Annotated in this window: 22 protein-coding genes; 8 read left to right on the top strand and 14 right to left on the bottom strand. The window is 37.9% G+C overall.

Annotated elements, in window-relative coordinates; genetic code table 11:
• Positions 1-3 precede the first annotated feature (3 nt).
• The 9 genes from IWB64_RS00675 to IWB64_RS00635 form a co-directional block, all read right to left on the bottom strand.
• Complete coding sequence (locus IWB64_RS00675) at positions 4-6618, bottom strand: T9SS type B sorting domain-containing protein (RefSeq protein WP_194532203.1); 6615 nt, start codon at positions 6616-6618, stop codon at positions 4-6.
• Between the two features lie 282 nt (positions 6619-6900).
• The gene (locus tag IWB64_RS00670; RefSeq protein WP_194532202.1) at positions 6901-7839 is read right to left on the bottom strand and encodes a PorP/SprF family type IX secretion system membrane protein; all 939 of its coding nucleotides are present in this window, start codon (positions 7837-7839) and stop codon (positions 6901-6903) included.
• 264 nt (positions 7840-8103) lie between these two features.
• Positions 8104-9519, bottom strand: coding sequence for a CCA tRNA nucleotidyltransferase (locus IWB64_RS00665; protein ID WP_226975772.1), 1416 nt, complete (start codon positions 9517-9519; stop codon positions 8104-8106).
• 74 nt (positions 9520-9593) lie between these two features.
• The gene (locus IWB64_RS00660; protein WP_194532201.1) at positions 9594-10163 is read right to left on the bottom strand and encodes an L-threonylcarbamoyladenylate synthase; all 570 of its coding nucleotides are present in this window, start codon (positions 10161-10163) and stop codon (positions 9594-9596) included.
• A 9-nt stretch (positions 10164-10172) separates the two neighbouring features.
• The gene (locus IWB64_RS20570; protein ID WP_194532200.1) at positions 10173-12029 is read right to left on the bottom strand and encodes a glycosyltransferase; all 1857 of its coding nucleotides are present in this window, start codon (positions 12027-12029) and stop codon (positions 10173-10175) included.
• Entirely contained in the window at positions 12029-13141 is a 1113-nt protein-coding gene (locus IWB64_RS00650) for a glycosyltransferase family 4 protein (protein WP_194532199.1), read from the bottom strand. The genes IWB64_RS20570 and IWB64_RS00650 overlap by 1 nt, the downstream gene beginning before the upstream one ends.
• Before the next feature lie 74 nt (positions 13142-13215).
• The gene (locus IWB64_RS00645) at positions 13216-14019 is read right to left on the bottom strand and encodes a glycosyltransferase (protein WP_194532198.1); all 804 of its coding nucleotides are present in this window, start codon (positions 14017-14019) and stop codon (positions 13216-13218) included.
• A gap of 162 nt (positions 14020-14181) precedes the next feature.
• Complete coding sequence (locus IWB64_RS00640; protein ID WP_194532197.1) at positions 14182-14994, bottom strand: glycosyltransferase family 2 protein; 813 nt, start codon at positions 14992-14994, stop codon at positions 14182-14184.
• Positions 14995-15090: 96 nt separating this feature from the next.
• Positions 15091-15906 carry a 2,3,4,5-tetrahydropyridine-2,6-dicarboxylate N-succinyltransferase gene (locus tag IWB64_RS00635; protein WP_194532196.1) on the bottom strand — a complete coding sequence of 272 codons (816 nt, stop codon included), beginning with the start codon at positions 15904-15906 and terminating at the stop codon, positions 15091-15093.
• Positions 15907-16104: 198 nt separating this feature from the next.
• Between IWB64_RS00635 and ruvX the strand changes: the two genes are divergently transcribed.
• The 6 genes from ruvX (at position 16105) to IWB64_RS00605 (ending at position 20116) form a co-directional block, all read left to right on the top strand.
• Positions 16105-16515, top strand: a complete 411-nt coding sequence (gene ruvX / locus IWB64_RS00630) for a Holliday junction resolvase RuvX (protein WP_155595511.1) — start codon at positions 16105-16107, stop codon at positions 16513-16515.
• A complete protein-coding gene (def, locus tag IWB64_RS00625) occupies positions 16516-17106 on the top strand; it encodes a peptide deformylase (protein WP_194532195.1) in 591 nt (196 codons plus the stop codon).
• 60 nt (positions 17107-17166) lie between these two features.
• Entirely contained in the window at positions 17167-17586 is a 420-nt protein-coding gene (locus IWB64_RS00620; RefSeq protein ID WP_194532194.1) for a DUF5606 family protein, read from the top strand.
• A 235-nt stretch (positions 17587-17821) separates the two neighbouring features.
• Positions 17822-18265 (top strand): BLUF domain-containing protein, encoded by a 444-nt coding sequence (locus IWB64_RS00615; protein ID WP_194532193.1) that lies wholly within the window; start codon positions 17822-17824, stop codon positions 18263-18265.
• Positions 18266-18620: 355 nt separating this feature from the next.
• Positions 18621-19709, top strand: a complete 1089-nt coding sequence (locus IWB64_RS00610; protein ID WP_194532192.1) for a PAS domain-containing sensor histidine kinase — start codon at positions 18621-18623, stop codon at positions 19707-19709.
• Between the two features lie 20 nt (positions 19710-19729).
• The gene (locus tag IWB64_RS00605) at positions 19730-20116 is read left to right on the top strand and encodes a response regulator (protein WP_194532191.1); all 387 of its coding nucleotides are present in this window, start codon (positions 19730-19732) and stop codon (positions 20114-20116) included.
• A 60-nt stretch (positions 20117-20176) separates the two neighbouring features.
• Here the strand turns inward: IWB64_RS00605 and IWB64_RS00600 are convergent, their stop codons facing one another.
• From IWB64_RS00600 to IWB64_RS00580, 5 genes are all read right to left on the bottom strand, one after another.
• Entirely contained in the window at positions 20177-21793 is a 1617-nt protein-coding gene (locus IWB64_RS00600) for a family 20 glycosylhydrolase (RefSeq protein ID WP_194532190.1), read from the bottom strand.
• 35 nt (positions 21794-21828) lie between these two features.
• Positions 21829-22467: a GDSL-type esterase/lipase family protein gene (locus IWB64_RS00595; RefSeq protein ID WP_194532189.1), complete on the bottom strand. Its 639-nt coding sequence runs from the start codon at positions 22465-22467 to the stop codon at positions 21829-21831.
• Complete coding sequence (locus IWB64_RS00590) at positions 22468-23349, bottom strand: alpha/beta hydrolase (protein ID WP_194532188.1); 882 nt, start codon at positions 23347-23349, stop codon at positions 22468-22470.
• An 18-nt stretch (positions 23350-23367) separates the two neighbouring features.
• Positions 23368-24093, bottom strand: a complete 726-nt coding sequence (locus IWB64_RS00585) for an MIP/aquaporin family protein (protein WP_194532187.1) — start codon at positions 24091-24093, stop codon at positions 23368-23370.
• A gap of 135 nt (positions 24094-24228) precedes the next feature.
• Positions 24229-24681 carry a DUF1569 domain-containing protein gene (locus IWB64_RS00580; protein ID WP_194532186.1) on the bottom strand — a complete coding sequence of 151 codons (453 nt, stop codon included), beginning with the start codon at positions 24679-24681 and terminating at the stop codon, positions 24229-24231.
• A 195-nt stretch (positions 24682-24876) separates the two neighbouring features.
• On the opposite strand from IWB64_RS00580, the gene IWB64_RS00575 reads away from it, so the two are divergent.
• Together IWB64_RS00575 and IWB64_RS00570 are read left to right on the top strand one after the other, a co-directional pair.
• Positions 24877-25305, top strand: a complete 429-nt coding sequence (locus tag IWB64_RS00575) for a hypothetical protein (RefSeq protein WP_194532185.1) — start codon at positions 24877-24879, stop codon at positions 25303-25305.
• 142 nt (positions 25306-25447) lie between these two features.
• Positions 25448-26530 carry an efflux RND transporter periplasmic adaptor subunit gene (locus IWB64_RS00570; RefSeq protein ID WP_194532184.1) on the top strand — a complete coding sequence of 361 codons (1083 nt, stop codon included), beginning with the start codon at positions 25448-25450 and terminating at the stop codon, positions 26528-26530.
• The last annotated feature ends 13 nt before the right edge of the window (positions 26531-26543 follow it).

Here is a 26543-nt window from a genome sequence, read left to right as displayed (position 1 = left end):
TGTTTAATCTTGTAGATAGAGGTATCCTTCTTTCATCTTATCCTCACCTTTAGCTACATATTTTATTTTATAGAAATAAACACCAGATGGTAATTTTTGGTTTTCTATAATGGTAATTCTTCCTTTTGATAATCCTTCAAAAGCATTATTGTTGTTGTCATATTTAGAAGACTCCCAAACTAGAATACCCCATCTATTAAATATCTCTACCTGATGATTAGGGTAGCGGTCAATATTAATAATCCTAAAACTTCCGTTTAAAATATCTCCTTGTTTAACGAGGTCTAACTCAATAAATAATTCACAGGAAATGTTGTTAGGTGCTGTGCCACCAATTGAATCGCAAGGGTCAAGCGGATCGGTATTGTCCATCACCTCTTGTCCGTCATTTATAGTATCACCGTCGGTATCAGGATTGGTAGAATCGGTTCCCCTGTCTATTTCTTGTTCGTTCGTGAGGTTGTCCATATCACAGTCCGCATCATTCCAGATTCTACTCGGAGCAAAAGTTTGACTTTCCAATAAGAAATCACAATTGTCCAGCGGATCAGTACTGTCAATTACTTCTTGTCCGTCTATTACTCCGTCACCATCAGAATCTGGATTCATTGGGTCTGTGCCCAATAAAGATTCCTCTTCTTCCGTGAGTTTGTCATTATCACAATCGCTGCTGGCCAATGGTTTCCCGCCTATGGAATCGCAGTCGTCAAAAGGATCGGTACCATCTATTATTTCATCACAATCTAATATGGTATCACCATCCGAATCTAGATTAGAAATAGTAACCGCAACTGTTGCTGTTGAATCACCACCACATATGTTTCCAGTAATACTATAGGTATACATTCCTGCACTGGCTCCTTCAGGATTAGGATTCCATGTACCGCTAGTATTATCAGTTCCTAAGAGCAAAAAGAGTTCTGCCTCTGTTACAGTTGAACCCGGGCATATGGTAAGCGTTGCATCTGTTCCGGCATTCGGCTGAATTTCTTCATTAACGATAATATTTGCAATTGCGTTTGGACAAACATTACCTTTTACGATATAAGTATATGTTCCTGCACCAGCCAGAGTAGGTGTCCAATCGCCACCAGTATCGGGAGTTCCGTTAAGTTCATCAAAGAGTTGTGTTTCGGTTACGATAGTTCCTTGGCAAATAGTCAAAGTTCCGTTTGTTCCTGCATCTGGAATTGGTTGTTCAGATACAACTACTTCGGATATATCATCTAGAGTACATGGAGTAATCGCCATTACGGTATAAGTATATGTTCCTGCGCCAGCCATTGCGGGTGTCCATACTCCACCAGAATCTGGAGTGCCAAGTTGGGCAAGAAGTTGAGTTTCGTTTACGGTCTCGCCCTCACAAATGGTCAAACTTCCGTCTGTACCCGCATTTGGAGTTGGCTGTTCTGATACGATTACTTCTGAAGTACTATCCACAGTACACGGTAATGTTGCAATTACGGTATAGGTGTACGTTCCAGCGCCAGCCATTGTTGGCGTCCAGCTTCCACTAGAATCAGGTGTTCCGCCAAGTTCATCAAAAAGTTGAGTTTCAGTTACTGTGATTCCTTCACAGATAATCAATGTTCCATCGGTACCAGCATTAGGCGCAGCTACTTCAGTTACAATAATTTCAGAAGTATCATTTCCTGTGCATGGCGAAGTTGCCGCAACGGTATAAGTGTATGTTCCTGCACCCGAAAGGGTAGGAGTCCAGTTTCCACCAGGGTCTGGTGAGCCTCCAAGTTCCGCAAAAAGCAGGGCTTCGGTAAGACTATTGCCTTCGCATATTTCTAATGTCCCATCCGTACCTGCATTTGGTGGTGCCTGTTCTGTAACAATAACTTCTGAAGTATCATCAATAGCGCAAGGTGAAGTTGCAGTTACGGTATAAGTATACGTTCCAGCTCCTGCCACAACCGGTGACCAGGTTCCTCCTGAATCTGGTGTTCCACCAAGTTCGTCAAAAAGTTGAGCTTCAGTTATTGTGATTCCTTCGCATATAATTAATGTTCCATCGGTACCCGCATTAGGCAATACCTGCTCGGTAACTACCACTTCTGAAGTATCATCAATGGCACACGGCATAATTGCTGCTATTGTATAAATGTACGTTCCTGCACCTGCCATCATGGGCGTCCATGTTCCACCTGAATCAGCACCTCCAAGTTGAGCAAAGAGCTGTGTTTCGTTTACGGTTTCGTCCGCACAAATGGTCAATGTTCCATCGGTACCCGCATTAGGTAATACCTGCTCGGTAACTACCACTTCTGAAGTATCATCAATGGCACATGGTGAAATTGCTGTTATTGTATAAGTGTACGTTCCTGCGCCTGCCATTGTCGGTGTCCATGTTCCACCAGAATCAGCACCTCCAAGTTGAGCAAAGAGCTGTGTTTCGTTTACGGTCTCGCCCTCGCATATGGTCAATGTTCCATCGGTACCCGCATTAGGTAATACCTGCTCGGTTACCACGATTATTGAAGTATCATCTACGGTACAAGGCGAAGTTGCAGTTACGGTATAGGTATATGTTCCTGCACCGGCCATTGCTGGTAACCATGTTCCCCCTGAGTCAGGATTGTTACCAAGTTCTGACAAAAGTTGACTTTCAGTAACAGTTGTGCCTTCACAAATGGTCAAAGAACCATCAGTACCTGCATTCGGATTTACTTGTTCTGTTACCACAACTTCCGAAGTATCATTTGCTGTACATGGTGAAGTTGCCATTACGGTATAGGTGTATGTTCCTGCACCCGCAAAGGTAGGCGTCCAATTCCCGCTGGAGTCCGGCGAACCGCCTAGTTCATCGAAGAGTTGTGTTTCGGTAACAGTAGTTCCTTCACAGATAGTCAATGTTCCATCAATACCAGCATTTGCAGTCGGTTCTTCTGTTACGACCACTTCCGAGGTGCCATCTACAGTACATGCAGAAGTCGCTACAACGGTATACGTATATGTTCCTGCACCAGCAAGGGCAGGCGTCCAGTCTCCACCAGGATTTGGGGAGCCGCCTAGTTCATCAAAAAGTTGTGTTTCGGTAACAGTAGTTCCTTCGCAGATGGTTAATGTTCCATCAATACCGGCATTAGGTAAAACTTGCTCGGTAACAACAACTTGAGAAGTATCATCTCCAGTACACGAGGAAGTTACCGTATAAGTATATGTTCCAGAACTCGCAAGGGCAGGTGTCCAACTTCCGCCAGGGTCCGGACTTCCACCAAGCTCATTAAAAAGTTGATCTTCAGTTACGGTCGTACCTTGACAGACGGTCAAAGAACCATCGGTACCTGCATTAGGATTTATTAGTTCTGTTACCACAATTTCCGAAGTATCATCTACTGTACATGGCGAAGTTGCCGCAACGGTATAGGTGTATGTTCCTGCACCAGACATTGTTGGTGTCCAGTTCCCACCAGGTTCCGGCGAACCGCCGAGTTCGTCAAAAAGTTGTGTTTCTGTTACAGTGGTTCCTTCGCAGATAGTCAAAGTTCCGTCGGTTCCTGCGTTCGGAGTTGCCTGCTCGGAAACAACTACCTCGGAAGTACTATCAACAGTACAAGGCGATGTTGCCGTTACAGTATAAGTATATGTTCCAGCACCTGCAAGGGTCGGTGTCCAGTTCCCACCAGTGTCTGGCGAACCACCAAGTTCGTCAAAGAGTTGTGATTCTGTTACGGTGGTTCCTTCGCAGATGGTCAATGTTCCGTCGGTTCCTGCATTAGGTAATGCTTTTTCTGTAACAACTACTTCTGAGGTGTCGTCTCCTGTACAAGGCGAAGTTGCCGCAACGGTATAGGTGTATGTTCCTGCACCAGACATTGTTGGTGACCATGTTCCACCAAGGTCTGGCGAATCAGTAAGTTCGTCAAAGAGTTGTGATTCTGTTACAGTGGTTCCTTCACAGATGGTCAATATCCCATCGGTTCCTGCGTTCGGAGTTGCTTGCTCGGAAACAACTACCTCGGAAGTACTATCAACAGTACAAGGCGATGTTGCCGTTACCGTATAAGTATATGTTCCAGCACCTGCAAGGGTCGGTGTCCAGTTCCCACCAGGTTCCGGCGAACCACCAAGTTCGTCAAAGAGTTGTGTTTCGGTTACGGTGCTTCCTTCGCAGATAGTCAAAGTTCCGTCGGTTCCTGCATTCGGAGTTGCCTGCTCGGAAACAATTACTTTGGAAGTACTATCGACAGTACAAGGCGAAGTTGCCGTTACAGTATAGGTGTATGTTCCAGCGCTTGAAAGAGTGGGAGACCATGTTCCGCCGGATTCCGGCGAACCGCCGAGTTCGTCAAAAAGTTGTGTTTCGGTTACGGTGGTTCCTTCGCAGATGGTCAAAGTTCCGTCGGTTCCTGCGTTCGGAGTTGCCTGCTCGGAAACAACTACCTCGGAAGTACTATCGACAGTACAAGGCGAAGTTGCCGCAACGGTATAAGTGTATGTTCCTGCACCAGACATTGTTGGTGACCATGTTCCACCAAGGTCTGGCGAATCAGTAAGTTCGTCAAAGAGTTGTGATTCTGTTACAGTGGTTCCTTCACAGATGGTCAATATCCCATCGGTTCCTGCGTTCGGAGTTGCCTGCTCGGAAACAACTATTTCGGAAGTACTATCAACAATACAAGGCGATGTTGCCGTTACGGTGTAGGTGTATGTTCCTGCACCTGCAAGGGTCGGAGTCCAATTCCCACCAGTTTCTGGCGAACCACCAAGTTCGTCAAAGAGTTGTGATTCTGTTACGGTGGTTCCTTCGCAGATGGTCAATGTTCCGTCGGTTCCTGCGTTCGGAGTTGCTTGCTCGGAAACAACTACCTCGGAAGTACTATCAACAGTACAAGGCGAAGTTGCCGTTACGGTATAAGTATATGTTCCAGCACCTGCAAGGGTCGGTGTCCAGTTCCCACCAGTTTCTGGCGAACCACCAAGTTCGTCAAAAAGTTGTGTTTCGGTTACGGTGGTTCCTTCGCAGATGGTCAAAGTTCCGTCGGTTCCTGCATTCGGAGTTGCTTGCTCGGAAACAACTACCTTGGAAGTACTATCGACAGTACAAGGCGAAGTTGCCGTTAAGGTGTAGGTGTATGTTCCAGCACCTGCAGGAATAGGTGTCCATGTTCCCCCTGAATCAGGAGTTCCGTCTAGTTGGTCAAAGAGTTGTGTTTCGGTTACGGTGGTTCCTTCGCAGATAGTCAAAGTTCCGTCAATACCGGCATTTGGAGCCGCGGTTTCTGTAACGGATACTATTGCATGTTGGGTATATCCTTTGCTATCTGTTATTCCATAAACGAAACTATCTGAACCTGTATATCCAAGAGCTGAAGTATATGTTATATAATCATCAATAGGATTGGACGGGGTTGTATTGTCATTAACTAAAGCACTTCCAGAGCTGGCAGGACTAACAATAAATATGCTTCCGGATGAAGGTCCGTTTCCTCCAAAATCATCATTTGTAAGAACATAAATATCAACTGTCCCTTCTTCACAGATGTTAACCGTATCATCATCGGTCGTAGGAAAATAACTGATGGTGGCGTCATCCTCGACATTTCCATCGGTATCAACACCATCGTCAGAAATATCATCTACATCATCTGTTCCGTAGGGACTATCGGCAAGAACACTTATTTGATTAATGATTCCTCCTGTTTGCAATACAGGTGTGGTCAGTGAAAAGCTTGCTAAATAGGTTGCAGTTTCCCCAGGAAGGAGTGTGCCTTCAAGCGAGCTTAAAGAGGAACTACTAAAAGCAGGGGGGCTTGTTAAAGTTAGATTATTTGAATCTATATCCGAAAAAGTATCAGTTAGATCAATATTATCTAAAGTGACATTTCCTGTGTTTTCTACGGTAATTGTGTAATTTACAGTATCTCCAATACTGACAGGATTTGAAAAATTTTCGACAACTGTTTTGGTTACTTCAATTTTAGGTTCGGCAATAATAAGATTGGTAAGCACGAATTCTACTTCATCCGGAGCGGCCAAAAAAGGGAGCAGGCCACCAGTTACATCTACATCCATCTCGATTGACTCAGTAACTTCTTCAACACGCAAACTTCCTCCTCCTGTTCCTATATTCGAACCGTTTCCACATTCATCAGTTCCAAAACCACTAATAATTAATGCATTATCATCAATATTGAAAAGGGTAGGAGTAGATTCAAATATAGGTCCGTTAGAACTTAGTTCCGTCCATGTACCATTAGTAATATTAAAGTTTCCTGTTGCCGCTTGAAAGCTTAATAGAACGAAACCCACGGTTCCTACTTTATCGACATGCACTATAGGATTTACAATGTGTACAGGATTTCCGGTTATGGCATCAAAGAAAAAGAAGTTTAAATTACCTGCATCAGCTGAAACCTCTAAAGAAGGACTTCCAAAAACTGCAGGATCGCTATAAGTTGCAGCACTGGTGCAACCCATTGTTTCCGGACCAGAGATTGATACGCCGCCAGATACAGTACATTGAACGCGCACTAAACCATCATTGGTTACGGATTCCCATACTGTGGATGATACCGACGTCCAATTTGTGGTTTGTTGAGCGTTTCCCGCATGGGCAAGTAATACTAAGAGAATTGCCCCGAAAATTTTTTTAAAACGATTCGCCAATAGGGAATGTATTTTATAAAGTCTTTGGAATAGCAAGATGTAGCTATTGTAAATAAAGACCTACAAATTTGTGAGGTAAATTTAATAAGGTCAGGAGACCTTGCAAACTATATGTTGTATAGTGTAAAAAAGTAGATGTATAGACCCCTTAATGTGTAGGATAACTTAGTCGTAATATTTATTTATGCAATGTTTCGGGTTAAACCCAAAATGAAGAATGGAGTGAACAAATTTAAATCATATAAAAACCGCGGTTAGAGCAAGAGTAAAATAATCTAAAACTTAGAAGAACCTTGGCGCTATACTTCTTCTATTACGTGAGCGAAATTCATACCTTAAAATTACTTCAAATGATCCGTCATTAAATCGTGAACCACCAAGTTCAGTAACTTCTCTATCGTAAGCTAACCCCAATAATATTTGGTCTGAAGCTTGAAACCCAAAAAGGGCACTAAGAGCAGCATCCCACCTGTAACCAGCTCCTAAAATAAATTTATTTCGGAACATGAAATTGGCGGAAACATCAATTTGTAATGGAGCTCCGTTAACAGCTTTTACCAGTAGCGTTGGTTTAAATTGCCATATTTGATTAAGGTCGTAAACATACCCTGTCATCAAATAAAAGTTCATACGTTCCTTTGCTAAAAAAGAAGAACTAGTTGCATCACCGTCAAAATGCTTGGTTGCTAAAAAATTAGGAACGGATAGACCTACATAGAATCGTTCATTGTAATAGTAAACCCCCGCACCAAAGTTTGGAGAAAGCTTGTTATCAATATTAGTTAGACCTGTACCGGAAGTTTCATCTTGGTAGTTAGCAAGTTTACTAAAATCTAGGTTTAATACGTGTGCACTAGCCTTTAAACCAAAAGCGAGTTTTGCTTCTCTTGAAAGGGGTACGGTGTAGGAAAAAACACCGTCAAAATAAGTTTCTTGACTTGTTCCGTTTCCTATATCATCATTCACAATAGACAGACCAACACCAACTCTGTCTGAGACTGGCGTGTGAAAATTAAGTGTTTGTGTTGTTGGGGCACCTTGTATACCAACCCATTGTGATCGGTGTAATGCCGCTATACTGAAAACACCTCGAGAACCTGCATAGGCAGGGTTAATAGGCATTGGGTTATACATGTATTGTGTATACTGGGCATCTTGTTGAGCTCTAAGGCCACATAGTGTAGTAGTGGTAATGAGTGCAATCAGGAGGAATTTTTTCATGACTTTTTAATTGGATAAAAAGGGGGACAATCTTGAATCTGCCTATGTAAAGGTATCTATTTTTATCATTTGTGACTATTCTAATCGTTGACTACCAAAATAAATCGGCACAATTGATAAATATGTCGTTGATAAAAAAATCACATGAACGATGCGATTGTCTTTTCATTGTGTCTCAACAGTAAAACGTTAGAATATGAGGTCTATTGTTAAAATAGCCTGGTATCTTTTTTTAATATAAAGAAGTATCCTAATGTGCTGAATTTAGGACGGTGTAAGACCAATTGCTTTTCCTTTTTTCAGCATAAATTCTTTTGCTGCTTCATATTCATTGGGAATTTCACCTTCTAAAATGGCTTCTTTAATTGCTTCTTTGATAATGCCTATTTCTTTTGAAGGTTTTAAGTTGAAAGTTTCCATAATTTCTTCGCCACTTACTGGAGGCTGGAACTTACGAATGTTATCACGCTCTTCTACTTCAATAATCTTTTGACGAACAACTTTAAAGTTATTTTTATACTTTCTCTGTTTCTTTGGGTTCTTTGTAGTAATATCTGCCTCACACAGGGTCATTAAATCTTCAACATTTTCACCTGCATCAAAAACTAGACGGCGTACTGCAGAATCTGTTGCATAATCCTCGGACAGAACAATTGGCCTGGAACTCATTAACACCATTTTCTGGACGAACTTCATCTTATCGTTCAGTGGCATGCGGAGTCGCTTAAAAAGCTTGTACACCATTTTTGAACCAACGAATTCATGTCCATGAAATGTCCATCCAATTTTTTTGTGGAATTTTTTAGTCGGCGCTTTACCAATATCGTGTAACAATGCAGCCCAACGCAACCAAAGGTTGTCTGTGGTTTCCGAAATATTATCAACTACTTCTAACGTATGCCAAAAATTATCTTTATGGCGTTGTCCTTCAATTTCTTCTATACCCTGCAAGGCAACTAACTCGGGTAAAATATAAGGGAGAAGGCCTGTCTTATTAAGTAGGGAAAAGCCCAAAGATGGGACACTACTTTCTAAAATTTTATTTAGTTCATCTACAATACGCTCTTTGGAGATAATTGTAATACGCTCTTTATTATCCGTAATAGCTTGTAAAGAAGCCTCCTCAATCGTGAAATTTAGTTGAGTAGCAAAACGAATGGCGCGCATCATTCGCAACGGGTCATCAGAATACGTAATTCCTGGCTGCAGGGGCGTGCGAATAATTTTGTTCTCTAAATCAGAAATGCCATCAAAAGGGTCTAGCATTGCTCCGTAATTACTAGAATTCAATGAAATCGCTAAAGCATTGATGGTAAAATCGCGTCGGTTTTGGTCGTCTGCTAGAGTTCCATCTTCAACCACTGGTTTCCGACTATCTCTGTGGTAACTTTCTTTACGGGCACCTACAAACTCTAATTCAATATCGTCATGGCGTAACATAGCGGTCCCAAAATTTTTGAAAATACTAACTTTTGGTCTCCCATTTAGTAAAGATGCCACTTTTTTTGCCAGATCTATACCACTTCCTATAGCTACAATGTCTATATCTTTATGTGTTCCTCGTTCAAGTAGATAATCCCTGACGAACCCACCAATTACATAACAATCTACCCCAAGTTCATCCGCAGCTTGTGAAACGATTTTAAAAATAGGGTTGGCGAGCGCTTGTGTGTGGTTCAAAAGTTTAATTTTTAGACTCTAGGTTATGGATTATTGTCATCCTATAAAAACCTAAATATGTATTTTATTATAAATTAGTGCCGTATAACCTTGACCGTACCATCGTTACTCAGTTTTATAATGGCTGAGGGTACTGCGGATTTTTGTTCGGGCTGCAAATTTACCACATAGTCTACACCTTTTAAAATAACGGCGTCTATTTCATCAAAACTTTTGGGAGTTGGTCTTCCAGAAATATTAGAAGAAGTGGAAACTATAGGTTTCTTGAACTTATTAATTAAATATCTACAAAATTTATCCGATGCGACTCTAACGCCCAAAGTATTGTCGGCAGCAACTAGATTTTTCGCAACACCTTTAGGCTTATCGTAAATGATGGTAGTTGGTTTTGTAGAAAGGTCTATTATATCATAAGCCACTTCAGGAACCTCTTCAATCGTTCGTTCCAACATAGCATCATTGGCAACGAGACAGATAAGAGCCTTGCTGTCTTTTCTTTGTTTCAGGTCGTAGATTTTCTGCACAGCTACCTCGTTAGTTGCGTCACAACCTATTCCCCATACGGTATCTGTAGGGTAGAGAATAAGGCCACCGTTTTGTAGCACCTCTATGCATTTGTTGATTTCTGTATTCAGATTTTGCATATCAAAAAATTAGCGCTGTTTTCTAAGGCGTTTTAGTTCTTTGTAGCGCGAATAAACGCCAAGAGCATTCAGATAACAGATGATAACACCTTTTTTTCCATCTAGAATACCAAGCCTTAAAATGTAATGGTTTATAAATTTATATGAAGGTCTAACAATGAAGTGATAGGCATTAGGACTATAGTTTTTAGGGAGTTCTTCAATAGCCTTCATCTGACCGTATTTGACCATCTTACTTTTGTAGTCTTCGTAATTTTTATAGGAATAATGGATAAGTCTATTTTTCAATACATCTGACTTACCATTAACAACTAAGGTTTCATGAACAATACGGTCTTTTGTAAAATTGACTTTACTCTTCTTGAAAAGACGGTAATTTTTATCGCTTTGCCAGCCACTGTAACGTAGCTCTTCCTTTTTGAACATGAAGGTCCTGTAGAAATAGTATGCGGAAATTTCGTCATCATTTGTATTTACAGTTTCAATGACTTCAGCACGTAATTCGGGGGTTAGCCTTTCATCGGCATCTAAAAAAAGTATCCAGTCGTTTGACGCCTGTTCCATGGCGTATGCTTTTTGATCGGTGTAATTTTTGAATTCCCTTTGAATAAGTTTTACTCCAGAATGTGCTTTTATACGTTCCACAGTTCCATCCGTACTAAATGAATCTACAACTATAATTTCATCTGCAAAGTCAATATTTTCTAGAACGGCATCTATATGTTCAATCTCATTATAAGTAATTAGCAAAGCCGTAATATTATTTGTTTTTGGCTTTTTTGAAATCAGATAACTTTCAATTTTTTTAAGAATGTTATTTGCATTAAATGCGTTTTGAGCATACTCAAAACCGGTCTGGCCCATTTCCTCTCTGAGTTCGGGATTGGTTATTAGTTTTTCAACTTTATCAGCAAAGGCTTCTACGTCATTTACCTTGGTTAGATAACCTGTTTTTTCCTGTAATACAATTTCAGGATTACTACTTGTATCAAAAGCTACGACAGGTTTTTTACAGAGTGCAGCTTCTGCTAAAACATAGCCAAAGCCTTCCCATAAGGAGGAGAGAAGAAAAATATCGCCAGATGATATGAAGCTTTTAGGCTCTTCAATAAATCCTAAGAAAAGAACATCTTCGGTAACATTCAGTTCCTTTGCTTGTTGTTGCAACGTTTCCTTTAACCGGCCTTCGCCACCTATCAATAATTTAAAAGGAACTTGTCGTTTTTTGAGTTCGCTAGCCAGTAAAATTAAGAATTGTTGATTCTTTTGAGCCTCTAATCTACCCAAGTTGACCAATACGACCTCATTTTTGTTTTTGGAACTATATTGGGGTACTACTTCCTTGCTAAGAAATCCATCTATATCAATTCCATTGTAAATAACGGTAATGTTTTCTTTTGGAAACAGCGTTGGGTTATTGGATAGAACCGTGTTTTTAGTAGCTTCTGAATTAGCTAAAATATGCGTTACTACATTTTTAAAGTAGTAACGATTAAGAACAGAATCCTTAATAGGTATAGCACTACCCCTTCTGTAGATAATTTTTTCTGTACTCGCTTTTTTTGCAGCAAGTCCCGCTAATTTTAAATCACGAGAAAGATTGATGATAATGCAGCCCACCTGATGCTCTACAAGAATGTTTTTTATTTTATCGATTTTAGCCTGATTCAAAAAGCTTAGGTTACCAACCTTTAAACCAATAGTAGGCACTCCCGTGCCTTTTAACCTATTTAGAAGTTCACTTTTTTCATGCGTGATAACAAGAACCTGATGCCCTTTTTGGTGCATATACAGGCTGGTGTCAAAATGCCATTTTTCGCCACCGCCCCAGCTTTCTACACTATTAAAGAAACAGATAGTTCTCATTAAAGCATAGATTTATAAACCTTAAATAGGTTTTTAGCAACTTCTTCATCAGTAAAACGTTGTACATAAGTATAGCCTAAATCCGCTATACGTTTTCTTTCATCTTCGTTGTAATAAAGATTTTTGAACGCTTCTTGTAAGGCTTCTTCGCTAGATGGGTCTATGTATACCGAATTAGGTCCGCCTGCTTCGGGAAAACAATTTCCTTGTGAGGTTATTACGGGAATTTTACTAAACAATGCCTCAATAATAGGGATTCCAAAACCCTCGCAAAGCGAAGGATAACAGAAGATAGTTGCCATTTTGTATATCACGGCAAGTTCAGTAACAGAAACATTTTTTAAAAAGGAAACTTGATTCCCAAGGTTGTTTTCTTTGATGTAAGAATGAATTTTTTGAGCATATTTCTTTTCACCGCCTACTAATACCAGCTGATAGTCCGTGCCTTTAATAGCTTTTACGATAAGTAATGCGTTTTTTCTTTCTTGAAGTGTACCTACATTTAATATATACTGTTCAGGTAAGCTATATTTTTCACGAACCTTATCTTTTTCCGATTGCGGATATGCTTTCTTAAATGCTTGATTACAACCTTGATAAACAACTTCAATTTTAGAGTCTTCGGCTTTTAAATATTTTATGACGTCCCTTTTAGTCTGTTCGCTAATTGCAATAATTTTGTCCGCATTTTTTGCTGCATGTTTTGATTTTATCGAATAAATAATTCTATCAAAAAACGAGTAGTAATGAGGGTGACTAAAGAAAATAAGGTCGTGAACGGTAACTACGGTAGGTATGGCTCTTCGTTTTAATCCGGATGGTATCTCTCCCGAGAGACCATGGTATAAATTTATTCCATCTTTTTTAATCTGATTGGCCACAGGCCCTAAGCGCCAAATAGAAGATAATTTTTTCCAAAGCCCACTTTCTGGTAGTTTTACAACAATTTTGTCAAAGGAATCAAATCTTTTTTGAGATGAAACAGATGTAGTGTACAGATAAAATTGATCTATTGGGGTGAATTTCTTAAGAATTCGGATAACATCCCGTCCGTAATTACCTAGACCGGTATTGTTATGGAAAACTCTTTTTGCTTCGAAGCCAATTCTCATTTTTAAAATCTGTTTGATCGGGCAGCTAAAATAGCGTTTTTAGGTTTATTTAGTGTTTTACGGGCTATGCTTGTTTAATATAAACTTTCTAGACCGTGAAGACATTTTATGTGGTTAGCCTTTTTCTTTTGTTCTAAGAGTTCATTATTCTTTCTTACTCCCTCATCAGCATAGCTTCTTTTATGATGTAGATGATAAACAATGGCCTTATTTTTCATCGATTTTTTATGGAGTCCGTTCTCTTTCAAACGCCATTCTATATCATCATCTTCGCCAACCCCGGCTCTTACGTAATCTTCGTCAAAACCATTTACTGCAATTAAATGTTCTTTGCAAATCCCCCAATTACAACCTTTTAAGCCTTTTTCTTTTAAAGAGAGACTTAGTTTTGGGGAATAAATGGCATCTTTAAGTTTATCACTGTCTGAGTTAGCAAGAGCAAAAAGATCAAGCCCGGATAAGGATTTGTTTTTGAGAATTTGCATAGACTTTTTCTGGCCTAGCATTACACGTCTTCCCCAAAGGATATAGCCCATTTCGGCTTTATCTGCATATTGTTTGGCAAAATGTTTATGAGGTACACAGTCCCCATCTATAAAGACTAAAAAATCAGAATTTGAAGCTTTAATTGAAAGGTTTAGCATCATATTCTTACGGAATCCTAAATCTTCTTGCTGGTTTAAGTGTTGAATAATGAAAGGGTAGTGGTCTTTATTATCAACCATAAACCCTACCGTTTCAGGATTGTTATCATCTTCGGAAACAATAACCTCAAAATTTTTAAAACTCTGTTCGCCAAGCGCTTTCAGAATCAATTTTAGATTCTCCAAAGCCTTGTAATATGATATGATTATGGTGAGTTTTGGTTTACCTTTCATGCCTTTTTTCCGCGAAAGGGTAAAAATAAGCATACAAATCGATCAAAAGAAAATTGTTGCTATAAATTAAGAAATATAGGGGTAGAGCTAATACAAAATATGAAAAGCGACTATTTATAACAGTCTATTAAAGTCTTAGAGTAGATGTAAATCGAAAAAAAATTAAGCAGCTCTTTCCAAAATAGTACTGATAGGCGCTGTAGAAGTTCTAGTTTCTGTTTCTAAAGCTTTTAGGGCCTTATAATGTTCTACTACACCACGAGCGTGAATATAGGAAAGAACAAGTCCTTTAAATCCGTCAAATAAGCCAAGACGAATTATGTAACGGTTGAAAAACTTCCAAATAGGCTTAATCACAAGTTTGGCGTAAGAAAATCTTCTGCCTTTACGAAGCGATTCAATAGCCTTCATTCTTCCGTACTTTAAAATTTTACCTTTAAAATCAGAATAATCTTTATAAGAATAATGAATCAATCTAGTTTTTAACGTACCTGATTCCCCAATTACGTTAAGGGTTTCATGTACGATTTTGTCTTTGGCAAAAGCAACCTTGCTTTTCCGGAAAAGACGGTAGTTCTTATCGGTTTGGCAGCCGCTAAAAAATACCTTTTCGTCTTTGAACATAAAAGTTCGGTAAAACCAAAAGGCATTTTTCTTTGTGCCACTATTAATTGTATGCTGAATTTCGTTTTGAAGTTTTGGTGTCAAAACTTCGTCTGCATCTAGAAAAAGTACCCAATCATTAGAAGCTTGGCGCAAGGCAAAAGACTTCTGGTCGGTAAAATTTTCAAATGGTCTTTGAATAACTTTTACCTTTGGATGATTTTCTAAATATTCAAAAGTACCGTCCGTACTGTATGAATCAACCACAATAATTTCATCTGCAAATACCATAGATTCAATACATTTTTCAATGTACCCAATCTCATTATAGGTGATTATTAATGCTGAAATTTTTTCGCTTTGGCTGTTCATAAACTGGTAAATGTATAGAGCTGTGCTTTCGATTAACAAAACTATAACTATAAAAGCTATAAAAAAGTATACAAACCAATAAATTTCCTACAAAATTTAAACAGCAACGTCATATTCACGCAACGCATCGTTTAGAGAGGTCTTCTTATTTGTACTCTCTTTTCGTGTTCCGATAATCAAGGCACATGGCACCTGAAACTCACCGGCAGGAAATTTCTTTGTATAACTCCCTGGTATAACAACTGAACGTGCAGGAACCCTACCTTTAGTTTCAATTGGCTCATCTCCAGTAACATCTATAATTTTGGTTGATGCTGTAAGTACTACATTGGCACCTAAAACAGCTTCTTTTTCAACGCGAACACCTTCAACAACGATACATCTAGAACCAATAAATGCATTATCCTCAATAATAACAGGGGCCGCTTGTAATGGCTCAAGTACGCCACCTATTCCTACACCACCACTTAAGTGAACATTTTTTCCTATTTGAGCACAACTTCCTACAGTTGCCCAAGTATCTACCATTGTTCCTTCATCTACATAAGCACCTATATTTACATAGCTAGGCATTAAAATAGTACCGGCAGAGATATAAGCACCATGACGTGCAACGGCATTAGGTACCACACGAATACCTTTTTCTTTATAACCTCTTTTTAGTGGAATTTTATCATGATATTCAAAAATACCGGCTTCAAGTGTTTCCATTTTTTGAATAGGGAAATAAAGCACAACACCTTTCTTTACCCATTCGTTGATTTGCCAACCGTTTTCAGTTGGTTCAGCACAGCGCAGTTTACCTAGGTCTAGTAAGTTTACAACTTCTCTTATGGCTTCTTGAGTAGCAGCTTCTTTTAGAAGTTCTCTGTTTTCCCATGCATTTTCTATGGTTTTTCTTAACTCGGTCATTTTTCTATAGAATTATAGTGTTATGTACAGCGCAGATAGTGCGATGTATTCTAATCTTATGATTATTTGTCTGGAACAAATGATGTTTTTTGTATCCCTGTCCATTCAAGTACAAATATAAGAGTCAAATATGATTTGGGGTTTCAATTTTACGGTTATAACAATTTATAGGTTATTTTTGCAAAAAATAAATTAGTATTGGGAAGATTGTTGGCGTTAGATTATGGAAAGAAGAGAACAGGAATTGCCATTACAGATGAGTTACAGCTAATAGCATCAGGTTTAACCACTGTCCGTACTTTTGAGCTGATAGATTTTTTAAAGGAGTACACCGAAAAGGAAAATGTACAGAAATTCATTGTTGGTGAACCGCGCCAAATGGATAATACTCCAAGTGAGTCGGAAGCTTTAATAGCACCATTTTTAAATCGACTAAAAAAAGTTTTCCCTCACATACCAGTAGAACGTCATGATGAGCGTTTCACCTCAAAAATGGCATTTCAGACTATGATAGATAGCGGTCTAAAAAAGAAAAAGCGAAGAGATAAAGCATTGGTAGATGAAATTAGTGCTACGATTATTCTTCAAGCCTATTTAAATAAAATTTAGATGATATTACCAATTATCGCCTATGGCGATCCCGTATTGCGAAAGGTAGGCAATGAGTTGCCTAAAGAACATCCTAAGTTAAAAGAGTTGATTGAAAATATGTGGGAGACCATGTATAATGCCAATGGAGTTGGTTTGGCTGCTCCCCAAATAGGGTTGCCAGTGCGTCTGTTCTTGGTAGATACCACTCCTTTTTCAAAAGACGAAGACCTTTCTGAAGAAGATCAAAAGAAATTGGACGGTTTTAAAAAGGTATTCATCAATGCCTATATTGAAGAAGAGACGGGTGAAGAATGGCCTTTTAGCGAAGGGTGTCTTAGTATACCGGACATTCATGAAGACATTAAAAGAAAAGATACCGTCACAATTACTTACGTAGACGAGAATTTTAAAGAACATACGGAAACCTATGATGGTCTTTTAGCAAGGGTTATTCAACATGAATATGACCATATTGAAGGTATTTTGTTTACAGACAAGCTTTCGCCCTTAAAAAAACGCTTACTAAAAAGCAGGTTGAACAACATTTCTAAGGGAAACATCAGAGCAGATTATCGCATGCGTTTTCCTAACCAGAAAAAAGGACGTTAAAGTTTTATTGAAATCCGTTGAAAAGTGCAATATTTGCGCTCCTAAAATGTAAATTTTTATATGAGTTTAGATAAGATCTTATCCATTGGAGGAAAACCAGGCCTTTACAAACTGGTAACACAGACCCGTACTGGGTTTGTTGCGGAATCGCTTATTGACCAAAAACGTATTACTGTAGGTATGCGCAGTAACGTAAGCATTCTTTCTGAAATAGCAATTTATACATTAGATGAAGAATTGCCGTTAAGAGATGTATTTTTAAAAATACAGGTAAAAGAAAAAGGTGGTAAAACCTCAGTAGCCCACAAGGCAGAAAAAATTAAGTTGGAAGAATATTTCTTTGAAATATTACCTAACTACGATGAAGATAGAGTTTATGCAAGTGATATTAAAAAAGTGATGCAATGGTATAACATTCTTCATGAAAATAATATTACAGATTTTTCTGCAGACAAAGATGGTACTTCAGAAGAAGAATAAAGTCAACTTTCATAGGTTATGATGAATTAAAACCCTCTTTATGAGGGTTTTTTAATATGGTTTTTAAACTCAAAAGTGAGTCTGATGCTCTTGATTTTTAGTTTTTGTAAGATAAATCTTTAACATTGTAAAAGAATAAACTGTATGTAGTTCGATTGCAAGTTTTTCGATATCTATTTCATGATTTAATTACTAACTTAGTGATACCAAGACAACCAAACACATACCAAATTACATGTTCTGTTTAGTATATACCTCTATAGCAAATACTGATTTTAGCATTAAGGAAATTCAAGAAATGCTTGGAAAAGCACGAGAATTTAATAATCAAAATGGCATTACAGGATGTTTACTTTTTTTCAAAGAAAGGTTCATACAATACATTGAAGGCGAAGAAATTGTTGTAAGAGAACTTTTTGATAGAATTAAAAATGACGACAGACATTCTGAAGTTACGCTGATCTCAGAAAATAGAATTCATAATAGGGAATTTCTGATTTGGTATATGGCTTTTGAGCATTTAAAATCAGAAAATAGTGATCTTCAATATCTCAAATTGTTAGTGTCTACCTTTTTTGAAAGCCCTGAAAACTCCTTGTCTCCAAATCCAAGCTCACTAGAGTTTTGGAACGCTACTAAGTTGCTTCTATCTACGAAATATGCTAATAAAAGCGCATAAGAACCTTTAATTAGGTATAGTAACTAGAGAAAAGTTCTTTTCTCCTATTTATTTAAATAGCTTCTCTTAAAATTATGTAAGCCCTTTACTTCTTATTTAGAGTTTAAGATTAGTCGTCGCGTATCAATTCCAAACATTTTAATGAACCTTATTTTTTATGGGTATCATATTATATTAAACATCTGTTTTCTAGTAGTTTAAATAAAATAGATAAAAAGTCTTTTGTTTTTCGTCTATAGATAATTGTCATTCACCTTTAGTTTTCTCCTTTACAACTTTTTTCAGTTAATTTTTTTATAAACAACTATAAATTAGGAGTCTAAGTCCTCATTAATTTGTTTTAAATAAAAAAAATATGAAAAAATACGTAACCAAAATTAATAACGAATTAAAGAGTGCTTTCTTTGAAAATGCGCATTCTCCTTTTGTTATTCTGGATGATCAAATGAATTTCGTGGACGTTAACCATGCGTCTGTGACTACAATGGGTATTACCAAAGAAAGTTTTATTGGAAAAAATCTATTGGATGTATTTCCGTACCTAGAAGGTACAGATCGCTATGAATCTTACAAAGATGTGCTTAATACGGGAATTCCTGTTGCGTATGATGAACTTGCTTTTGCGAAAGGTAACCTTCATTATAAGTGGACATGTAGGGCATTTAAAGTAGGTGCATATCTTGGTATTTCTACACTGGATATTACAAATTTAAGTGACACTATAGATAAGTTAAAGAATGCGCAGAACTCTTTGGAAAGCGTTAATAATAATTTAATAAAATCTAACCGGGAATTGGAGGAGTTTTCCTATGTGGCGGCACATGATTTAAGAGCGCCACTCACAAATTTAAAAAGTCTATTCTCAATGTTTTTAAAGGCTGGCCCTGTAAGTGATGAAGTAGCACCTATAGTAGATAGCATGCAAAAGGTAACTAAAGTAATGTGCGATAAAATTACGGCTTTAAATAAAGTAATTGCAATGAAGTCTACTTTTAATGGTGTTCGTGAAGATGTAGTTTTTTCAGAGGTGGTGGCTAAGGTAAAAGCAGGTCTTTCTGACGATATTATAAAAAGTAGAACTATTATAAAAGAAGATTTTTCAAGCTGCTCAATTATCAATTATAACCCTATTCACATAGAGAGTATTATACAAAACCTTATGTCCAACTCTCTTAAGTACAGACACCCAAAACGGAAACCAATAATTAAGATATCAACTAAAGAAGTTAATGGTAGAATGCAACTGACTTTTAAGGATAATGGATTGGGCTTTGACCAAAGTGTGTCCAATAAAGTTTTTGGATTGTTTAAGAGGATGCATACTCATGTAGAGGGCCTAGGCATCGGGTTATATATTATTCACTCAATTGTTACTGAAAGTGGTGGTGAAATTGAAGTGGAAAGTCAAGTTAATAAAGGAACAGAGTTTAAGATTCAATTTTAGAAATAATAAAATCAACCAAAATGATAGATATACTAATTATTGAAGATGACGAAGTAACCAACTTTATATCAAAAACTAAGTTAAATAGCCTTGGATTTCAGAATATAGCAATTGTAACTAATGGTCAATTGGGAATAGACTATTTAAAGGGCAATGAATGTCCAGATTTAATTTTATTGGATATAAATATGCCCATTTTAGACGGCTGGGAGTTCTTGGAAGCTAAAAATGACATGGGTTTATGTCCAGATATTCCCATAGTAATAACCACTTCTTCAGGAAGGCCAGAAGATAGATACAAAGCATCCTTTTTTAAAGAAATTATCACCTATTTAGAAAAACCTGTAGATTTCAATGATTTGCGTACAGTGCTTCAGGGATTGGTGGAAAAAAAGCTTCAATGTTAAGTTGTAAAAGTTCCAATTTCAGGTTCACTTTACCGAACACTTCAATTGGAACTTAACAAATCAATCTTTCTGAATTTCTTTGTAGGTATATTTACTTTTCTTCCAATCTATTAATGGTGAAGGATAGTATTTTACATTCATTTGGTCTAGGAACGGTGCTTGATTGGCCAAACGGACTTTATATTTCTCCCAATCTCTGTTTTCTGGTGTAGACCAACTCAATTCGGCATAACCTATAGCACGTGGGAACGCAAGATATTCTAACTCATCTATATTGCTAATAGTTTCAGACCAAAGCGGTGCTTCAATACCTAAGATGTTTTCTAATGGAATACCTTCGTAGGTTTCTGGCGACCAAACGTAAGCTGTATCTGTTGGTATGTATCCTGCCCAATGCAACCCATGTTTTGAAAGGGTATCGTACTCCATGTCTAAATAAGCTTTCTTTGCGGGAGACATGATAATTTTCATTTCTTTTTTTACGGCTAGGTCCGCATTCTCTTTACTGGCCCAAAATTGAGATATGGAAGAAGAATCCATATCTGCTGTGGCAACTTCGTCCCATCCAATCATTCGCTTGCCATACTTTTGAACTATTTTTTCTACTTTCTCAACAAAATAGATATAGTCTTTTTTCTTGGTAACATGGCTTTCATCTCCTCCAATATGAAAATAAGGTCCTGGAGTGATTGCAGATATTTCTCTAACTACATCGTCAATAAATGCGTAAGTGGTATCTTTTCTTGTGTCAAATGTGCTGAAACCAACACGCATACCAGTGTAAAGTTTTACTTTTTTGCCATTTCCATTTAAAAAAGGGTATGCAACAGATGCTGCGTTCGTGTGTCCTGGCATATCAATTTCAGGTACAATCATCATGTGGCGTTCAGCTGCATAATTCACGATGGCAGTATATTCTTCTTGAGTATAAAAACCACCGGATTTTCCGCCAACTTCAGTACTACCACCAATTTCAGTAAGTTTTGGCCAAGACTTAATTTCTATTCGCCAGCCTTGATCATCCGATAGATGCAGATGAAGCACGTTGTATTTGTAATAGGCTAGAACATCTATATATTTCTTTACGTCTTCTACGCTAAAGAAATGACGGGCCACATCTAGCATGCTTCCACGGTATTCAAAAACAGGGTTGTCAATAATCTTACCTGTTGGTATGTTCCAAACTTTATATGCCGCAACAGTATCGTTAGGGATTTCAGGAATAATCTGGCGGATGGTCTGCACACCTCTAAATGCACCTGCCGCTGTATTTGAGTTTAGAATTATAGAATCTTTGGTAATATAAAGTTGGTAGGCTTCAGGAGCGTTTAACTCTAGACTGTCAGATTGATTGATATAAATTACACCTTCTCGTTCGGGAATTTCTTTAGCATTCACAGAAATGTCCAATGTTGTCTTAGCGTGAATTTTTTCAGAGAGAAATTTTCCCACTTCAGGAAAACCATCAGCATTTTCTGAAGTGTAGATGGCCGTAAATTTATCAAGCGCAAAACCTGAATTGGTAGGAACGACCTTCATGGGTAGTGGAATTAAGTTTTCCATGGCCAAATCTGTTTGTGGTAGGTTCAGGACGCGTTTCTTTTTCTCAGGTTCGCAAGAACATAAGGTTATAAAAATACAGCTGATAAACAATGCTTTGATCAAGTTAGATTTCATTTTTGGAATTTTTATTGTTTGGGATTACTTCTGGTCTAATTGACGTAATTTTTTAGTGTGGAGTACCATATTTCGTATCCTTTTGAATTCATATGTAGACCGTCTTCTACGAAAATATCTTTTTTCACCTTTCTTCCGTCAAGCATAGGCTTCCAAACATCAACATATTTTAACCGTCCGTCTGTTAGGGTCATTTTATCCATCTTACGGTTCAGTTTCTTATACTTTCTTCTCAGTTTCCATCTAGAGATACTGGGTTTAGCAGAGATGAGTATAATTTCGGTCTGTGGATTGTCCTTAAAAATAAGGTCACTTATTTCAGCAATGGTACTTATAATTTCTTTTGGTCTTTTTTTGCTTTGGATATCATTATCGCCTTCATAAATAAAAACTTTCTTAGGCTTGTAACGCAGAATAAGGTCATTGGTGAATTGAAGTAAATCTACAGCCTGTGAGCCTCCGAACCCTGAATTTATAACTTGATGTTCAGGAAACCGTTCTTGTAAATCTTTCCAAACTCGGATACTGGAACTACCTGTAAAGACAATACTTTCTTTTGAAGCATCATAAAGGGTGTCATATTTTTGACCAATAGCCTTTACTTCATTTGTAAACCCACTTTGTGCGTTTGAGATAAAGCTGGTAAGCAGGAAGATAATAAAATATACTTTCATTTATTCTGATTTTGAAGTTGTGGTAATTCCTTGTGAAACTGACCAATCATAGAAACGCTCGATCCAATTATCCGATGGTAAACCTTGTTCTTTCATTCCAAAACCATGACCACCTTTTGCGTACATATGTAACTCAGGTGTATGACCCGCCTTCATCCAGGAGTTATAAATTTCAATACTTCCCGGGGCAAGACCTAGTGGGTCATCACTAGCACAGATTATCAACATTTCCGGTGCATTTTCAGGAGCTTCTTGAACAGGGTAGGCACTCGTCCAAGCATAGACGGGAACAATAAAATTAGGACGGTCTTTTTCTGTGTAGTTATAGGCTACACCCATTGTTACAGCACCTCCGGCAGAAAAGCCCATAAAGCCTATTTTGTTTGGATCTAGTTGATGTTTTTCTGAGTTTTCTCTAACATAAGAAATAGCAGAAAGTCCATCGGCAACGGACAGTGGTAATACAGGGGCTACTCTTTCTACTATTCGGGCAGGATTGTTTTGTCCTTCATCACTAACTTCTTGTACGGCATCCTCACCAGTTGGTACAAGACGGTACTTTAAAACGAATGCGGTTATTCCCTTAGATGCAAGCCATTTAGCTACGTCTCTTCCTTCACTGTTAATACTATGCGCGTATAAAGCACCACCAGGAGCTATTATAACAGAGGTGCCATTAGGGTTTTTAGGTTGAAAAATTTGCAGGGTGGGAACGGACACATTAGTGACTACTTCTGTATTCCAAATTTTTGAGAAGTATTGCTTTTCTTCATGCGTCCATTTTATGGTCGTACTTTTTTCATAGGGTATTTCTATGAATTCTTGGGCGTGACCAATCTGAACGATTAGAAAGAAAATAAATACAAAGTCTAATTTTTTCATGAAATAATACTTTATTACTTAAACAGAAACAGCAAGATAAGCCAAAGCTGCAACAAAACCTCCAAACAAAGGAGCTACTACGGGAATCCAAGCATAGCCCCAGTCGCTGCTTCCTTTTCCTTTTAATGGTAAGATAGCATGTAACAATCGTGGACCAAAATCCCGCGCAGGATTAATAGCATAGCCTGTTGGGCCTCCTAAGCCAAAACCAATACCCATTACTAATAAAGCTACAGGAAGTGCATCTAACGAGCCAAGTGAAATAGCTTCTTCGCCAAATGAACCACCGGCAATAAAAAAGACACCAAAAACTAAAGTAAAGGCTCCAATAGCCTCTGTCATAAAATTCCAAAAAGGACTTCTAATGGCGGGGCCAGTGCAAAAGGTAGCTAAAATAGCTCCTTGGTCTTCGGTGGCATCGTAGTGTTTTTTATAAGTAAGCCAAACCATAAAGTTACCCATCATGGCACCTAAAACTTGGGCTAACATATAACCGGGTACTAGTCCCCAACTGAATTTTCCTGCTGTTGCTAACGCAAGGGTCACTGCAGGATTTAAATGGGCATGGCTAACATCTGCACTTACATAAACTCCTATAAAAACAGCAATACCCCATGCTAATGAAATACCCGTCCAGCCGGTATCAGGACCCTTGGTGCCTTTTAATACCAGATTAGCAACAACACCATTTCCAATAAGGATGAGCAAGGCTGTTCCTATAAATTCATAGAGGTAAACGATCATAGTTGAGTTATTTAGTTGGTTAAAAGATAGTAAAAAAACAAAATTTCCTGACTGTTGAGCGTGCAGGAAATGATTAAAATAAGTTCACAAAAAGTCTAATGGATTTATTTTAAAAGGCTTCCCTTAAAAAGGAGATCAAACATTAAATTGCTGAAGGTGGTGGTCCAAGTGCTTATAGAAAAGAACATTCCATTCTTGTGAGGTAAGTGGCCCAAAAGCATGAGATTCTTTATTTTGAAAATGTGCGGCACCCAGTTGCTGTGTCTTTTGTAGATGTGCAACCAGTTTTTGTTTTTCTAATTCAAAATCTCGTTCGTCGGTAATTAGAAACTCAGGAGCCGTACGGATATTTCTTTTATAAGGTTTAGGCCCCACAACCATTTTTTTAGCAATGAGTTTAATCATAAACTTTTTGAAACCCGTAGGTTTAGGATATTGATCCGTATAAGTCATGTCATAGGCAACGTTGCAGTGAGCCATCATTTGGCCTACACTCATTCTGCCCCATAAATTATTACTTTTTGAGTTGAGGTTATTAATGCGCGAAACTAGTTCGTTCACATCGGTTTGGTCAAATACATTTTTCATGTTGCCTATGGTTTTAGAGAGGACCTTAGTCTCAAAGGCCTGACGGAAAGATATTAAAAAAATGAACCTTTTTGTTCTCTTTTGATTGATATATTCAGGCAAGAATAACAATATGAAAAAAAATAAGGGAGTTAACAAACATTTAAGATGATACAGTTTGTGCACATTAAAGGTGTGCATTAGTTTTGCAGCCAGATGAAAAAATGCTTCTCAAAATATTTTTTATCTCTAGGTATACTTATTCTAGGCGTTTGCGGACAATTAATTGCAAATACAGCTTATAGCGCCCTCACAGATATAAGTATTGAGCATCAATCGGAAAGAAGTAACACTACCGTTCAGCCTGAACAGTATATTCCATCTGGTTTAAGGTCTTCGTCTTCTGAAAAGCAACGTAACAGTAAAATTGAAATTATTGACGAACAGGAGGAAGAGGAGGAAAGCGAGCCAACGCTATCCGAAAAACAATTAAAGGAGTATACTTCTTTACATTTACTTTCTACATTTTATCAAACAGGTTACTTTTTTCACCTGATTAAAAATCAATTTACTTTTTATCAGCATATTACTTACCTGTCTACTTATAAGACACTTCACCTTATGTTCAGCGTTCTACAGCTGTGATTTGAGGCTACGTTCGACAAATACTTCTGTCGGGCTTTTCTTTTTTAGTGCCGTGCGGAAAATAAGGCACTTTAAAAAATTACCTCAATGATGTTCCAAGAACATCTACATAAACCATTATCAAAACTAAAAATATTAAGTTATGAGAAGAATTTTCATGCTCATGAGCTTGTCTGTGTTGTTATTTCACTCAAGTTGTAAATCAGAAAAGAAACACAAAGAAGCAGAAACAAAGTTCCTGGTTACCAGTCCATTAAAAAAAGATACTGTTGTTACCAATGAATATGTTTGTCAAATACAATCTATTCAGCATATAGAATTGCGATCACAAGAAAGAGGTTTTCTACAAAAAGTATTTGTAGATGAGGGCCAGTTTGTAAAGAAGGGGCAATTGCTTTTTCAAATTATGCCTAAGCTTTATCAAGCAGAGCAACAAAAGGCAAAAGCAGAAGCAGAAGTTGCCAATATTGAATACCTAAACACAAAATCGTTAGCAGATAGTGATGTTGTTTCTCAGAATGAGTTGGCCATGGATAAGGCTAAGCTGGATAAAGCTAATGCAGAATTGGCCTTAGCACAAGTACATTTGGGCTTTACAGAGATACGAGCTCCCTTTGATGGTATAATTGACCGTTTTCTTGTGAGACCAGGTAGTCTTGTGGAAGAAGGAGAGTTACTTACCAGCCTATCGGATAACAGTAAAATGTGGGTGTACTTTAACGTATCCGAACCTGAATATTTGGATTATAAAACAAATCTAAAAGATGATACCAAGGCCACAGTAAATTTATTGATGGCCAATAACAGGCAATTTGAACATTCTGGATTAGTTGAAACTATTGAGGCAGATTTCAACAATGAGACCGGTAACATTCCGTTTAGAGCTACTTTCAACAATCCAGACGGCTTGCTTAGACATGGGGAGACAGGTAATGTTTTAATGCCCGTACCATTAGTAGATGCCTTAATTATTCCGCAAAAAGCCACTTTTGAAGTGCTGGATAAAAAATATGTTTTTGTAGTTGATGATGAAAATAAAGTATCCTCTAGAGAGATTACCATATCTGCAGATATGGAAGATCTTTACGCGGTAAGCGAAGGATTAAAAGAAGGCGACAAAATCTTGCTAGAAGGTTTGCGTAAGGTTAGGGATAACGATGAGATATCCTTTGAGTTTGAAAAGCCCGATGAGGTTATCGCTCATTTAGAACTGTACTCTGAATAATCTAACGCAAAAA

Source organism: Zobellia nedashkovskayae, from assembly GCF_015330125.1.
GTDB lineage: Bacteria > Bacteroidota > Bacteroidia > Flavobacteriales > Flavobacteriaceae > Zobellia > Zobellia nedashkovskayae.
The sequence above is the reverse complement of the archived record's forward strand: the minus strand, read 5'-3'. Positions and strand labels throughout refer to the sequence as shown.